This window comes from Sinorhizobium sp. BJ1 (genome assembly GCF_002531555.1).
GTDB lineage: Bacteria > Pseudomonadota > Alphaproteobacteria > Rhizobiales > Rhizobiaceae > Sinorhizobium > Sinorhizobium fredii_B.
Genome location: NZ_NWTH01000003.1, coordinates 389,121 through 402,277, shown reverse-complemented (window position 1 = coordinate 402,277; position 13,157 = coordinate 389,121). Strand labels below are relative to the sequence as shown.

Annotated in this window: 16 protein-coding genes; 14 read left to right on the top strand and 2 right to left on the bottom strand. The window is 61.3% G+C overall.

Features of this window, described 5'->3' with window-relative positions; all coding sequences use genetic code 11:
- Window positions 1-153 precede the first annotated feature (153 nt).
- Both fabI and CO676_RS05345 read left to right on the top strand, forming a co-directional pair.
- A complete protein-coding gene (gene fabI, locus CO676_RS05350; RefSeq protein WP_014761399.1) occupies window positions 154-972 on the top strand; it encodes an enoyl-ACP reductase FabI in 819 nt (272 codons plus the stop codon).
- Window positions 973-1,104: 132 nt separating this feature from the next.
- On the top strand, window positions 1,105-1,689 hold the full coding sequence (locus tag CO676_RS05345) for a histidine phosphatase family protein (RefSeq protein ID WP_041413876.1): 585 nt from the start codon (window positions 1,105-1,107) through the stop codon (window positions 1,687-1,689).
- A 45-nt stretch (window positions 1,690-1,734) separates the two neighbouring features.
- Here the strand turns inward: CO676_RS05345 and CO676_RS05340 are convergent, their stop codons facing one another.
- Window positions 1,735-1,995 carry a DUF1344 domain-containing protein gene (locus CO676_RS05340; protein WP_014761401.1) on the bottom strand — a complete coding sequence of 87 codons (261 nt, stop codon included), beginning with the start codon at window positions 1,993-1,995 and terminating at the stop codon, window positions 1,735-1,737.
- Between the two features lie 510 nt (window positions 1,996-2,505).
- Here CO676_RS05340 and aroC point away from each other — a divergent pair.
- Both aroC and ribB read left to right on the top strand, forming a co-directional pair.
- A complete protein-coding gene (gene aroC, locus CO676_RS05335; RefSeq protein ID WP_097519841.1) occupies window positions 2,506-3,600 on the top strand; it encodes a chorismate synthase in 1,095 nt (364 codons plus the stop codon).
- A 23-nt stretch (window positions 3,601-3,623) separates the two neighbouring features.
- Entirely contained in the window at window positions 3,624-4,724 is a 1,101-nt protein-coding gene (gene ribB, locus CO676_RS05330; RefSeq protein WP_097519840.1) for a 3,4-dihydroxy-2-butanone-4-phosphate synthase, read from the top strand.
- Between the two features lie 99 nt (window positions 4,725-4,823).
- Here the strand turns inward: ribB and CO676_RS05325 are convergent, their stop codons facing one another.
- On the bottom strand, window positions 4,824-5,354 hold the full coding sequence (locus CO676_RS05325) for an invasion associated locus B family protein (RefSeq protein ID WP_014761405.1): 531 nt from the start codon (window positions 5,352-5,354) through the stop codon (window positions 4,824-4,826).
- A gap of 382 nt (window positions 5,355-5,736) precedes the next feature.
- On the opposite strand from CO676_RS05325, the gene coxB reads away from it, so the two are divergent.
- The 10 genes from coxB (at window position 5,737) to CO676_RS05275 (ending at window position 13,154) form a co-directional block, all read left to right on the top strand.
- Window positions 5,737-6,621: a cytochrome c oxidase subunit II gene (gene coxB, locus CO676_RS05320; protein ID WP_014761407.1), complete on the top strand. Its 885-nt coding sequence runs from the start codon at window positions 5,737-5,739 to the stop codon at window positions 6,619-6,621.
- A gap of 20 nt (window positions 6,622-6,641) precedes the next feature.
- A complete protein-coding gene (gene ctaD, locus CO676_RS05315; RefSeq protein ID WP_014761408.1) occupies window positions 6,642-8,330 on the top strand; it encodes a cytochrome c oxidase subunit I in 1,689 nt (562 codons plus the stop codon).
- Window positions 8,331-8,428: 98 nt separating this feature from the next.
- The gene (locus CO676_RS05310) at window positions 8,429-9,385 is read left to right on the top strand and encodes a heme o synthase (RefSeq protein ID WP_014761409.1); all 957 of its coding nucleotides are present in this window, start codon (window positions 8,429-8,431) and stop codon (window positions 9,383-9,385) included.
- Window positions 9,385-9,525 (top strand): hypothetical protein, encoded by a 141-nt coding sequence (locus CO676_RS05305; RefSeq protein WP_014761410.1) that lies wholly within the window; start codon window positions 9,385-9,387, stop codon window positions 9,523-9,525. Before CO676_RS05310 ends, CO676_RS05305 begins: the two co-directional genes overlap by 1 nt.
- Before the next feature lie 11 nt (window positions 9,526-9,536).
- Window positions 9,537-10,136 carry a cytochrome c oxidase assembly protein gene (locus CO676_RS05300; protein ID WP_014761411.1) on the top strand — a complete coding sequence of 200 codons (600 nt, stop codon included), beginning with the start codon at window positions 9,537-9,539 and terminating at the stop codon, window positions 10,134-10,136.
- A 61-nt stretch (window positions 10,137-10,197) separates the two neighbouring features.
- Window positions 10,198-11,076, top strand: a complete 879-nt coding sequence (locus CO676_RS05295) for a cytochrome c oxidase subunit 3 (RefSeq protein ID WP_014761412.1) — start codon at window positions 10,198-10,200, stop codon at window positions 11,074-11,076.
- Between the two features lie 68 nt (window positions 11,077-11,144).
- Window positions 11,145-11,642, top strand: a complete 498-nt coding sequence (locus CO676_RS05290) for a L,D-transpeptidase family protein (protein ID WP_179875408.1) — start codon at window positions 11,145-11,147, stop codon at window positions 11,640-11,642.
- Window positions 11,639-12,022, top strand: a complete 384-nt coding sequence (locus tag CO676_RS05285; protein WP_014761414.1) for a DUF983 domain-containing protein — start codon at window positions 11,639-11,641, stop codon at window positions 12,020-12,022. Before CO676_RS05290 ends, CO676_RS05285 begins: the two co-directional genes overlap by 4 nt.
- The gene (locus tag CO676_RS05280) at window positions 11,991-12,776 is read left to right on the top strand and encodes an SURF1 family protein (protein WP_097519839.1); all 786 of its coding nucleotides are present in this window, start codon (window positions 11,991-11,993) and stop codon (window positions 12,774-12,776) included. Before CO676_RS05285 ends, CO676_RS05280 begins: the two co-directional genes overlap by 32 nt.
- 12 nt (window positions 12,777-12,788) lie before the next feature.
- Window positions 12,789-13,154, top strand: a complete 366-nt coding sequence (locus CO676_RS05275) for a DUF1304 domain-containing protein (RefSeq protein ID WP_097519838.1) — start codon at window positions 12,789-12,791, stop codon at window positions 13,152-13,154.
- Window positions 13,155-13,157: the final 3 nt, after the last annotated feature.

Here is a 13,157-nt window from a genome sequence, read left to right as displayed (position 1 = left end):
CGCGCCGCGCTTGAACCGCTCTGGCGGCTATGCCATAGGCAATTCTCGACATTTTGCCGCACCGATCTATGGTGGCGTGGTGCGGTGCCATCGACTTCGGGAATTCTGGCATCGGCGCCGGCTGGTCCAGGCAGACAGTATTGGGGACATTCCATGGCTCAGGCATCGGGTCTGATGAATGGCAAGCGCGGCGTCATCATGGGCGTCGCAAACAACCGCTCGATTGCGTGGGGCATCGCCAAGGCTCTGTCTGAAGCGGGCGCGGAGATCGCGCTGACGTGGCAGGGCGATGCGCTGAAGAAGCGCGTCGAGCCGCTGGCGCAGGAACTCGGCGCCTTCATGGCCGGGCATTGTGATGTGACCGACCTCGCCACGATCGACGCCGTCTTCTCGGCGCTTGAGGAAAAGTGGGGCAAGATCGATTTCGTCGTGCACGCCATCGCCTTCTCCGACAAGGACGAGCTGACGGGCCGCTATCTCGAGACGAGCCGCGACAACTTCGCCCGCACGATGGATATTTCCGTCTACTCCTTCACGGCCGTTGCCGCGCGTGCCGAGCGCATCATGAATGATGGCGGCTCGATGCTGACGCTCACATACTACGGCGCCGAAAAGGTGATGCCGCATTATAACGTCATGGGCGTTGCCAAGGCGGCGCTGGAAGCAAGCGTGCGGTATCTCGCCGTCGATCTCGGCAACCGCGGCATCCGCGTCAATGCCATCTCGGCCGGTCCGATCAAGACGCTTGCCGCCTCCGGCATCGGCGATTTCCGCTATATCCTCAAGTGGAACGAGTACAATGCGCCGCTGAAGCGCACCGTTTCGATCGAGGAGGTCGGCAATTCGGCGCTTTATCTGCTGTCCAACCTGTCGACGGGCGTCACCGGTGAGGTGCACCATGTCGATTCCGGTTATCATACGATCGGCATGAAGTCGGTCGACGCCCCGGATATTTCCGTACTGAAGGACTGATTGCTTCTTGCCTGCAACTGCTTGATTCCTTACATCGAATTCGATCTAAGATCCGCAGGGCACGACAGCGGCCTTCGCGTGCCTGATAAGACGCGCCCACGGTGGGCGGCGGCCTCATCCGGAGTGAAACCTGTGCTCATCTACATGGTTCGCCACGGTCAGACGGACTGGAATGCCGAGAGTCGTCTTCAGGGGCAGAAGGACATTCCCCTCAATGAAACCGGTCGCCAGCAAGCGACCGGCAATGGCGCGGCTCTTGGAGAGATCCTCGGGCGCGATGCAGCCGGCTTCGATTTCGTCAGCAGTCCACTCGGTCGAACGCGCGACACCATGGAACGCCTCAGGCGGGCCATGGGGCTCGACCCGTTCAACTATCGCACCGACGAGCGGCTGAAGGAGGTCTCCTTCGGCGCTTGGGAGGGCTTCACGCTTGGCGAATTGAAACGCCGGGTGCCGGAGCGCATCGCCGCGAGACGGGTGGCAAAGTGGGATTTCATTCCGCCTGGCGAAGATGCGGAAAGCTACGAAATCCTGTCCTGGAGGGTCGGCGCTTGGCTGAAGGACGTGAGAAAGCCCACCGTCTGCGTCAGCCACGGCGGGGTTATTCGTACACTGTTCAAGCTGCTCGGAGAAATGGAGCCGGATGAGGCGGCGGCGGCCGCCATTCCGCAGGACCGGCTGCTGAAGATCGTCGACGGTTCGATCAATTGGCTTTAAGCGAAAAAGGCGGAGCGTCTGCCCGATCCATTCGAGGGAACAGTCCTACTGGACGATCTCCAGATCGTTGATGACGCGCTTGCCATCGACTTCGGTGTAGAAGACGAGAACCTTGACGCCGGCCTCCAGGCCCTCGAAGTTGAATTCCTCGGGTGCCTGGTAGCTCTTGCCGTCGTCGAGCGATAGGCTCAGTCGCTCAGTATCGATATTGGTGATCACGGCCTCGACGTCGGCGCTTTCGGCGTGGACCGAGAGCGGTGAAAGCAAGCTTGCGGTAGCCATGAGCGTCGCAATGACAAATCGCATCCTTCTTGCCCTCTTCCATGCTTTTGCGAATTTTCTTGTCTTCACCCTTTGATCCCCGATTGTGGCAAAAGTTCTTTTTTGCGGTGGTTTTTTAGGATTCTAGCTGCTCGTTTGAATGTGCTTTCGGCGAATGGGAGAGTGAACGCGGGCCCGGTGGATTTCAAGTCGCCGAAGCATGAACGGGAGTGCTGAGCGCCTTGCTGCGGCTGCTGTCGCCAAGTTTTCCAAAGAAAGATTACCGAGGCCTATCTTGGAACCCGGCGGTACGGCAGGCGCTGCAATCCGAGGTGGTGACTCCAAGCGAATCGCCGACGAAATCCTCCGCCATGCCGGCAGCAAATCTCCCGCAGCAGCGCAAGCTCTTTCCCCAGTGAGCGCTTTACACTAAGAGAGGGCAGCGTCGGAAGCAGGACGAAGAATGCAGTGTTCGCGTTCTGCCCTGACTCGATTAGAATTGATCCGAAGAGATCGCCCGGTCCGATCACTCGGACTCTGAACCCGGTAGCCATCATGTCGCACAATACCTTCGGTCATCTCTTCCGCGTCACCACCTGGGGCGAGAGCCACGGTGCGGCGCTCGGCTGCGTCGTCGACGGGTGCCCGCCCGGTATCCGATTCACGCTCGCCGAGATCCAGGCCTGGCTCGACAAGCGCAAGCCGGGACAGTCGCGCTTCGTCACCCAGCGTCGCGAAGACGATCTTGTGAAGGTTCTTTCCGGCGTGATGCTCGACGAGGACGGCGAAACGATGATCTCCACGGGAACGCCGATCTCGATGATGATCGAGAATACCGACCAACGCTCGAAAGACTATTCCGAGATCGCCAAGCGCTATCGCCCGGGGCATGCAGATTATACCTATGACGTCAAATACGGCATTCGCGACTATCGCGGCGGCGGCCGGTCCTCGGCGCGCGAGACGGCCGCGCGTGTGGCCGCCGGCGGCATTGCCCGCAAGGTCGTGCCGGGCCTCGTCGTTCGCGGTGCGCTCGTGCAGATCGGCAAGCACCGGATCGATCGGGCCAATTGGGACTGGGCCGAGGTCAACAACAATCCGTTCTTTGCGCCGGATCCGGCAATCGTTCCCGTATGGGAGGAGTATCTCGACGGCGTCCGCAAGGCCGGCTCGTCGATCGGCGCAGTCGTCGAGGTCGTTGCCGAAGGTGTGCCGGCCGGCATCGGTGCGCCGATCTACGGCAAGCTCGACCAGGATATCGCTTCGAACCTGATGTCGATCAACGCCGTCAAGGGCGTCGAGATCGGCAATGGCTTTGCCGCCGCCGAGTTCAGCGGTGAGGAAAACGCGGACGAGATGCGCATCGGCGCGAACGGCGAGCCTGTCTTCCTGTCCAACAATGCCGGCGGCATTCTGGGCGGCATCGCGACCGGCCAGCCGATCGTCGCGCGCTTCGCGATCAAGCCGACCTCTTCCATCCTGACCGAGCGCCGCTCCATCGACAGCGATGGCAACGAGGTCGACGTGCGCACCAAGGGTCGCCACGATCCCTGCGTCGGGATCAGGGCGGTGCCGATCGGCGAGGCCATGCTTGCCTGCACGATCGCTGATCATTACCTGCGCGATCGGGGCCAGACCGGTCGGCTGTAGCAATTTGCTGGAGAAGAGTGAAAATGTCCTATGACCAGAAGCGCGTCGTCGAGGCCATTCGTGCCTTCGAGGCCGGCGAGATCGTCGTCGTCACCGACGATGGCGGGCGCGAGAACGAAGGCGACCTGATCGTCGCGGCGGTGCATTGCACGCCCGAGAAGATGGCCTTCATCGTCAGGCACACTTCGGGCATCGTCTGTGCGCCCATGCCGCGCGACGAGGCGAAACGCCTCAACCTGAATGCAATGGTCGCCGAGAACGATTCCGCTCACACCACCGCTTTCACTGTTTCCGTCGATTTCAAGCACGGGACGACCACCGGCATTTCTGCCGACGATCGCACCTTGACGGTGAGAAACCTTGCCAATCCGAACGTCGGAGCGACGGATTTCGTGCGGCCCGGCCATATCTTCCCGCTGGTGGCGCGCGAAGGCGGCGTCCTGATGCGCTCCGGTCACACCGAGGCGGCCGTCGACCTCTGCAAGCTCGCGAGCCTGCCGCCGATCGGCGTCATTTGCGAACTCGTCAATGACGACGGTACGGTGACGCGCGGGCCGCAGGTGGAGACGTTCGCCGAAGCCCATGGTTTGAAACAGGTCTCCGTGGCGGATCTCATCGCCTACCGGCAGCGCAAGGAGACCTTGATCGAGAAGGCCAATAGCTTCGAGATCGAGACGGCCTACGGCAAGGCGAAGGCGCACACGTATTCGCTGCCCTGGGATCCGATGCAGCATCTTGCCGTCGTTTTCGGCGACGTTCGCGACGGCGTGGACATTCCCGTCCGTCTTCACCTCGAGAATGTCGGCGCGGACGTCTTCGGCAACGATCGCCAGATCGATGAGATCATGAAGCGCATCGCCGGAGAGGGCAGGGGTGTCATCGTCTATCTGCGCGAGGGCTCGGTCGGTGTCGGCGTCTCACAGACCGCGCGAAAGGGTAAACACGATCGCGAGGCCCATTCGGAAGCGCAGGCGCGCGAAAACGAATGGCTCGAAATCGGTCTTGGCGCCCAGATCCTCAAGGACCTCGGCATTACGTCCATCCGCCTCCTCTCGTCCCGCGAGCGCCACTATGTCGGCCTCGAAGGCTTCGGCATCAAGATTGCCGCGACCGAGATCCTGTAGCGCGCATACGCGGCTTACAAGCCCACAAAGAAGCCGCGCATCCGAGGAGCGCGGCTTTTTCACTTAAGCGGCTTTTTCACTTAAAGAGTGACTGGGAACTTACGGGAGCGCGTCGTAGCCCTCGCCGAAACCCTTGAGGTCGACCGGAATGCCCACCCCTTCCTCCGGCGATTGGAAGACGATGAAGGTTGCCGTCCCGCCGGCGCGCAGCGTCTTCAAGAGCTCGTCCTCGAGAACGACCTCGGCATAGCAGCCGTCGGAGAAGCAGCGGACAAAATAGGCACGGCCGATATCCTTGCCATCGACATTGAGACCAAGTCCGTTGGGCAGAAGCACGCCGAGGGGCGCCAGAACGCGAAGGATCTTCGCCTTGCGATCTGCGGTCTTCAGAACGACGACCGAGAGCCCGACCTCCGGCCGGTCCTCGGCGATGACGTTCTGCATCAGCGCGCATTGCTCTGCCGAGGCGCCAGCCGGTTGATCGCAGACGATCGACCAGGCGCCGTGGTTCGACTTTACCGTCCCCGGTGTCGCGGCCGATTGCTGGGCCATGCTTGCGGCAGGGAAGACGAAGGCGGCAATTCCGAGCGCGATCAAAGCGGGCAGCCGGGAGAAGAGGGACAGGCCCATGTAAACCTCAAAACGTCGAATCATTCAGGCTATTCTTGAAGTGCAGAGAGATAAATGAAAAGCCCTGCCACTTACATTCCAGCGGCATATGGCCGAAATTGGGCCCTGCCTCGCCCGTATCAGACGCGCCGGGCATTTCTGCCGCAGCCGCTTGCTCCGAGGTGGTAGCGCAGAGACCAGGCGCGGATCGGGCCCTAACACAATCTTTGATACGGCGCGAAGGGGGCGGCGAGAAAACTTGGCTTTGTGCAAAAATGCCGCATGAGGTTCATTGCACAGATGTTGCGGCGCTGGTCAAACTGTGGTTTGAAGCGCTTCCAGTATCGCAGGGATTCTGCGTTCCGGGATTGATCCTGATCAAGCGCATTGGGGAGACGTAATTGTGAAAAACAAGGCCTATGCAGTTCTGGCAGCGCTTGCCTGTCTGCTTTTTGCTTCGAGCGCTTTTGCTGACAAGCCTGTCGACTGGCAGACGAGCTTTCAGCCGGCCGCGACGGGCATCATGGAAGAAATCGCGTGGTTTGAACAGTACACATTGTGGTTCATCATTCCGATCACGCTCCTGGTCCTCCTGCTGCTGATCATCGTCGTCGTGAAATTCCGCGAGGGCGCCAATCCCGTTCCTTCGCGGACCAGCCACAATACTGCGATCGAAGTGATCTGGACCGTCGGTCCGGTTATCATTCTGCTCTTCCTGGCCATTCCCTCCTTCCAGCTTCTCACCGAGCAACTCACGCCGCCGCAGAACCCGGACCTGACGGTCAAGGCGACCGGAAACCAGTGGTACTGGTCCTACGAATATGAAGTCGGCGAAAATCCGCTGTCCTTCGACAGCCTGCTTTTGAAGGACGAGGATCGCGCAAGCGTCGGGAAGGAAGACAAGGCGGCTTATCCGCGCCTGCTCGCCGTCGACAACGAAGTCGTCGTCCCGGTCGGCAAGACCGTCCGTCTCCTGGTCACGGCCGCCGACGTCATCCATGCCTTCGCCATGCCGGCCTTCGGCGTGAAGATCGACGCCGTTCCGGGCCGTCTCAACGAGACCTGGTTCAAGGCGGACCGCGAAGGTCTCTACTATGGCCAGTGTTCCGAGCTCTGCGGCAAGGATCACGCTTATATGCCGATCGCCGTCCGCGTGGTTTCGCAAGAGAAATACGACGCGTGGCTCGCTGCCGCCGCAACCAATATCGGCGAGGCGAACAAGGCGCTCATGGCGTCCATCGACGGCGCGGCCAAGACCGTTGACGTCGCCGCAAACGCCGCACAGTAATCGGAAGGGGAGCTCGACCCATGGCTGGAACAGCCGTTCATCACGATCACCGCCATGATCATTCGGATCATGGCCACGCGGACCACGCGCACAAGCCGCTGACCTTCTTCCAGCGCTGGTTCCTGTCGACCAACCACAAGGACATCGGCACGCTCTATCTGATCTTCGCGATCATCGCCGGCATCATCGGCGGTACGCTGTCGGTCTTCATGCGCGCCGAACTTCAGGAGCCGGGCATCCAGATCTTCCACGGTCTGGCGCAGATGGTCTATGGCTTCGAGGGCGATGCTGCCATCGACGGCGGCAAGCACATGTTCAACGTCTTCACCACCGCCCATGCGCTGATCATGATCTTCTTCATGGTCATGCCGGCTTTGATCGGCGGCTTCGCCAACTGGATGGTGCCGATCATGATCGGCGCGCCGGACATGGCGTTCCCGCGCATGAACAACATATCGTTCTGGCTGATCGTGCCGGCCTTCCTGCTCGTGCTGCTTTCGATGTTCGTCGAAGGGCCGGCGGGTGCCTACGGTGCCGGCGGCGGCTGGACGATCTATCCGCCATTCTCGACGTCCGGCATGCCGGGACCGGCAATGGATCTGGCGATCCTCGGCCTGCACATCGCCGGTGCCTCGTCGATCCTCGGCGCGATCAACTTCATCACGACGATCCTCAACATGCGCGCTCCGGGCATGACACTGCATAAGATGCCGCTCTTTGCCTGGTCTGTTCTGATCACCGCCTTCCTGCTCCTGCTGTCGCTGCCGGTTCTGGCTGGTGCCATCACCATGCTCCTGACCGATCGCAACTTCGGCACGACGTTCTTCGCCCCCGAAGGCGGCGGCGATCCGATCCTGTTCCAGCACCTGTTCTGGTTCTTCGGTCATCCGGAAGTATACATCCTGATCCTGCCGGGCTTCGGCATCGTCAGCCACATCATCTCGACCTTCGCGCGCAAGCCGATTTTCGGCTATCTCGGCATGGCCTATGCCATGGTCGCGATTGGCGCCGTCGGCTTCATCGTGTGGGCGCACCACATGTATACGGTCGGCATGTCGCTTCAGACGCAGCGCTACTTCGTCTTCGCGACGATGGTCATCGCGGTTCCGACCGGCGTGAAGATCTTCTCCTGGATCGCGACAATGTGGGGCGGCTCGATCCGCTTCACCACTCCGATGGTCTGGGCGATCGGCTTCATCTTCCTCTTCACCGTCGGCGGCGTCACGGGCGTTCAGCTCGCAAACGCCGGCCTCGACCGTGCTCTGCACGACACCTACTACGTGGTTGCCCACTTCCACTACGTGTTGTCGCTCGGTGCCGTCTTTGCGATCTTCGCGGCCTGGTACTACTGGTTCCCGAAGATGAGCGGCTACATGTACTCCGAGTTCCTCGGCAAGCTGCATTTTTGGGTGATGTTCGTCGGCGTGAACCTCATCTTCTTCCCGCAGCACTTCCTGGGTCTTGCCGGCATGCCGCGCCGCTACATCGACTATCCGGATGCCTTTGCCGGCTGGAACATGGTATCGTCCTACGGCTCCTACATCGCCGCGGTCGGCGTGCTGATCTTCCTCTTCGGCGTCGCCGAGGCCTTCGCGAAGAAGCGCGTCGCGGGTGATAATCCGTGGGGTGAGGGCGCCAACACGCTGGAATGGCAGCTGTCTTCGCCGCCGCCGTTCCACCAGTGGGAACAGCTCCCGCGGATCAAGTGACGGACAACGAACAGAAGCCGCCGGTTACGGCGGCTTCTCCCCGCCGGCCTTCCGGCATGATGCGGCTTATCGTTCCGCAGCAAATTCGGGAAAGAGACATGACGCTCATCGACAATCACGAGGCAGTCGGCATGGAAGGCGCAGCGCGCCTGTCCGAAGCCTCTGCGCGGGATTACTTCGAGCTCCTGAAGCCGCGCGTCATGTCGCTGGTCGTCTTCACGGCCTTTGCCGGGCTAGTGCTCGCGCCCGGCTCCATCAATCCCGTCATCGGCTTCATCGCCATTCTCTGCATCGCGATCGGCGCCGGCGCCTCCGGGGCGCTGAACATGTGGTATGACGCCGATATCGATGCGGTGATGAGCCGTACCGCCAAGCGTCCCATCCCCGCAGGCAAGATCCTGCCGCAGGAAGCGCTCGGCTTCGGACTCACCTTGTCGGCGTTCTCCGTGATCATCCTTGGGCTCGCCGTCAATTGGCTCGCAGCCGGATTGCTCGCCTTCACAATCTTCTTCTACGTGGTCATCTATACGATATGGCTGAAGCGCTCGACGCCGCAGAACATCGTCATCGGCGGCGCCGCGGGAGCTTTCCCGCCGATGATCGGCTGGGCCTGCGTGACCGGCGGCGTGTCGCTCGAAAGCATTGTGCTCTTCCTCATCATCTTCCTTTGGACGCCGGCCCACTTCTGGGCACTGGCGCTCTTCAAGATGCGTGACTACGGCGCCGTCGGCGTGCCGATGATGCCGAACGTCTGCGGCGAGGCGACGACCAAGCGGCAGATCCTGGTGTACGCGCTCCTGACCGCGCTGAGCGGCATCTGTCCCACCCTGCTCGGCTTTGCGAGCCTGGGATACGGAGCCGTTGCGGCTGCCCTTGGACTGGGTTTCATCTGGTATTCGCTTGCCGTGCTGCGCATGCCCGAAGGCGATCTCAAAATGCTGCCGGCGAAGAAACTCTTCGCCTTCTCGATCGCCTATCTCTTCGCGATCTTCTCGGCCCTGCTCGTGGATTACGTTGTCGCCCATATCTGGCTCAATGCCGGAGGTATCATCTAATGGAAACCGTCAAACTCAGCGACGCGCAGAAGAAGTCGCGCCGCGGCCGCAACATCGCGCTCGGCCTGGTGCTCGCCGGTCTTGTCGCGCTGTTCTATGTCGTCACGCTGATCAAGTTCGGCGGCGGCATGGCCCATTGAAGGTGCGGCGCATGACGAACACCCCGCAATCACCCGGGAAGGAACGCGCCAACAGCGTCATCGTCGGCGGCTGCCTTGCCTTCGTCGCCGGCATGGTCGGCATGGCCTATGCGGCCGTTCCGCTCTACGACATGTTCTGCCGGGTGACTGGCTATAACGGCACGACGCAGCGCGTCGAACAGGCTTCGGACGTTATTCTCGACGAGAAGGTCAAGGTGACCTTCGACGCCAATGTCGGGCCGGGTCTGCCATGGGATTTCAGTCCGGTCCAGCGTGACATCGACGTCAGGATCGGCGAGACGGTGCAGGTCATGTACCGGGCGAAGAACCTTTCGTCGAAGCCGACGACCGGTCAAGCGACGTTCAATGTGACGCCGATGGCGGCGGGCGCCTATTTCAACAAGGTACAATGCTTCTGCTTCACCGAAACGACGCTTCAGCCGGGCGAGGAAATGGAGATGCCCGTCGTCTTTTTCGTCGATCCGGAGATCGTCAAGCCGGTCGAGAGCAAGGACATCAAGACACTGACGCTATCCTACACCTTCTATCCGCGCGAGCCGTCCAAACCGGTCGCTGCGGTGAAGGACGAGGAAATTGAGAATAGACTTTGACAGGAGGTCCGTTTCGGCTATTCCGGGCGGGCGACACATAGGACTATCGGGGATTACTGACATGGCCGGAGCGCATCAGAAAAATCACGACTACCACATCATCGATCCGAGCCCGTGGCCGCTGCTTGCCTCCATCGGCGCCTTCGTCATGGCCTTCGGTGGCGTCGGTCTCATGCGCTACGCTGCCGGCGGTTCGTTCAAACTGTTCGGTCTGGAGCTCGCCAATCCGTGGCTTTTCGTGATCGGCCTGGCGATCGTTCTCTACACGATGTTCGGCTGGTGGTCGGACACCATCAAGGAAGGCCGTGAGGGTCATCACACCCGCGTCGTGTCGCTGCACCTGCGCTACGGCATGATCATGTTCATCGCCTCCGAGGTGATGTTCTTCGCCGCCTGGTTCTGGGCCTTCTTCGATGCGAGCCTGTTTGCCGGCGAACCGATTCAAGCCGCTCGCGCCGCTTATACCGGTGGCGTCTGGCCGCCCAAGGGCATCGAGGTCCTCGATCCCTGGCACCTGCCCCTTTACAACACCGTCATCCTGCTGCTCTCCGGTACGACCGTCACCTGGGCGCACCACGCGCTGCTGCACGACGACCGCAAGGGCCTCATCTCCGGCCTGACGCTCACGGTGCTGCTCGGCGTTCTCTTCTCCTTCGTCCAGGGCTACGAGTACGCGCACGCGCCGTTCGCCTTCCGGGATTCGATCTATGGCGCCACCTTCTTCATGGCGACCGGCTTCCACGGTTTCCACGTTCTGGTCGGCACCATCTTCCTGCTGGTCTGCCTGTTCCGGGCGCTGGGCGGCGGCTTCAGCCAGCAGCATCATTTCGGCTTCGAGGCGGCCGCCTGGTACTGGCACTTCGTCGACGTGGTCTGGCTGTTCCTCTTCTTCTCCATCTACATCTGGGGTGGATGGGGCGCGCCGATCGCTCACGGCTAATACCGACGCGGTACGATGATCACGGGGCGGTTGCGGATGCAGCCGCCCTGTTTCGTTAGAGACGGGCGATGAAGAATGCGTATGTGTGGCCGCTTGCTGCGGTGCTAATTTTGACGGGCCTGTCACCGGCGCTCGGTGCCGAGACCGCGGATAGAGTCGTCGTCTACAAGGAACGCCGCCTGCTGCAATTGTTTAAGGGCGAGCGGCTCTTGCGCGAATTTCCGATCGCGCTTGGCGGCAATCCGGTGGGAGACAAGATGCAGGAAGGCGATCGGCGGACGCCGGAGGGGCGTTATGTTCTCGACTGGCGCAACGACGCGAGCAGCTTCTACCGGTCCATGCACATCTCCTATCCCGCGGCCGAGGATGTGCAGGCTGCCGCCGCCAAGGGCGTGGACCCGGGCGGCATGATCATGATCCATGGCCAGCCCAACTATCTCGGCTGGCTGGCCTTTTTGACGCAGATGTTCGATTGGACGGACGGCTGCATTGCCGTTACCAATGCCGAGATGGACGAAATCTGGGACATGGTCCCCAACAACACGGCGGTCGAGATCAACCCATGAATGACGACAAGGCGCTTTACCCGCCGGTTGAGCCGATCATGGCGGGAATTAAAGGAAGGTGCCCGCGCTGCGGCCAAGGCCATCTCTTCGACGGCTTCCTGAAGGTCCGGCCGGCCTGCGAGAATTGTGAACTCGACTATCGCTTTGCCGATTCCGGCGATGGCCCGGTCGTTTTCGTCATCCTCATCGTCGGCTTCATCGTCCTAGGGGCAGCGCTCTGGATGGAGGTCAATGTCAATCCACCACTATGGCTGCACTTCCTGCTCTGGATACCCCTGGCAACGGTTCTCAGCCTGGCGTTGACCAGAATGCTGAAAGGCGCGCTGATCAATCTCCAGTATCGCAACAATGCACGCCCGGGCGAAATCGACCGTGGCTGAAAAGCATAAGCCGGCCTCGCGCGGCCGCCTCGGTCGGATTGGCGGTCTTCTGCTCGTGGCGATCGCCCTCGTCGTACTCGTCTCCCTCGGCACATGGCAGGTTGAGCGGCTGCAGTGGAAGGAAGCGCTGATAGCTGCGATCGCAGAACGCCGGTCGGCGCCGCCGGTCTCCCTCGACGAGATCGAGGCCATGGCTGCGGGCGGTGAGGACATCGACTATCGCACCACCATTGTGTCCGGCGTCTACGACCACCGCAAGGAGCGGCATTTCTTTGCCACCCACGGCGGTCGCACCGGCTACTACGTCTTCACGCCGCTGATGCTCGCGGACGGCCGCGCCCTGTTCGTCAATCGCGGCTTCGTGCCCTTCGAAAAGAAGGACGCCGCGGCGCGGCCCGAGGGGCAGGTTACCGGAAGCATGACGATCAATGGCCTGGCGCGGCCGCGGCTTTCGGAGAAGCCGTCGTCGCTGGTGCCCGACAACGACATCGCAAAAAACATCTTCTACTGGAAGGATCTCGATGCGATGGCCAGGGCAGCCGGCATCGCCGCCGATCGTGTCGTTCCTTTCTTCGTCGACGCGGATGCAACGGAAAACCCGGGTGGCTTGCCGATTGGCGGGGTGACGCAGTTCGACCTGCCAAACAACCACCTCCAATATGCGCTCACCTGGTACGGCCTTGCGGGGGCGCTGGTTGTGGTGAGCGGCACCTATCTCTATCGCCAGCGACGCAGAGATGACTCCGAAAAGTGACAAGGGGAATGAATGGGTATTCTCGCCGCCATCCTGATTGCGCTTACCGCTTTGCTGCACGTCGGGTTCCTCGTGCTCGAAATGTTTCTCTGGACGAAACCCCAGGGGCGGGCTGTCTTCCATATGACGGCGGAGCGGGCCCAAACGACGCGGGTGCTCGCGGCCAATCAGGGGCTCTATAACGGATTTCTCGCCGCTGGTCTTTTCTGGTCGCTGCTCCAGCCGGAGCCGGCATTTGCCCTGCAGTTGAAGGTGTTCTTTCTTGTGTGCGTGATCGTTGCCGCTATATATGGCGCATGGTCGGTCAAGCCCCGTATTCTTCTCATCCAGGGCAGCCCGGCAATGCTCGCGCTCCTGTTCGTTCTACTGGCGTCCTGATTC

Bases quoted from the DNA above. Each gene is read 5' to 3' on its own strand.
- CO676_RS05325 (WP_014761405.1), bottom strand. From the start codon at position 5,354: ATGGGCCTGTCCCTCTTCTCCCGGCTGCCCGCTTTGATCGCGCTCGGA.
- CO676_RS05310 (WP_014761409.1), top strand. From the start codon at position 8,429: ATGACGCTCATCGACAATCACGAGGCAGTCGGCATGGAAGGCGCAGCG.
- CO676_RS05285 (WP_014761414.1), top strand. From the start codon at position 11,639: ATGAATGACGACAAGGCGCTTTACCCGCCGGTTGAGCCGATCATGGCG.
- aroC (WP_097519841.1), top strand. From the start codon at position 2,506: ATGTCGCACAATACCTTCGGTCATCTCTTCCGCGTCACCACCTGGGGC.
- CO676_RS05275 (WP_097519838.1), top strand. From the start codon at position 12,789: ATGGGTATTCTCGCCGCCATCCTGATTGCGCTTACCGCTTTGCTGCAC.
- CO676_RS05280 (WP_097519839.1), top strand. From the start codon at position 11,991: ATGCACGCCCGGGCGAAATCGACCGTGGCTGAAAAGCATAAGCCGGCC.
- CO676_RS05295 (WP_014761412.1), top strand. From the start codon at position 10,198: ATGGCCGGAGCGCATCAGAAAAATCACGACTACCACATCATCGATCCG.
- CO676_RS05300 (WP_014761411.1), top strand. From the start codon at position 9,537: ATGACGAACACCCCGCAATCACCCGGGAAGGAACGCGCCAACAGCGTC.
- ribB (WP_097519840.1), top strand. From the start codon at position 3,624: ATGTCCTATGACCAGAAGCGCGTCGTCGAGGCCATTCGTGCCTTCGAG.
- CO676_RS05290 (WP_179875408.1), top strand. From the start codon at position 11,145: ATGAAGAATGCGTATGTGTGGCCGCTTGCTGCGGTGCTAATTTTGACG.
- fabI (WP_014761399.1), top strand. From the start codon at position 154: ATGGCTCAGGCATCGGGTCTGATGAATGGCAAGCGCGGCGTCATCATG.
- CO676_RS05340 (WP_014761401.1), bottom strand. From the start codon at position 1,995: ATGCGATTTGTCATTGCGACGCTCATGGCTACCGCAAGCTTGCTTTCA.
- CO676_RS05305 (WP_014761410.1), top strand. From the start codon at position 9,385: ATGGAAACCGTCAAACTCAGCGACGCGCAGAAGAAGTCGCGCCGCGGC.
- ctaD (WP_014761408.1), top strand. From the start codon at position 6,642: ATGGCTGGAACAGCCGTTCATCACGATCACCGCCATGATCATTCGGAT.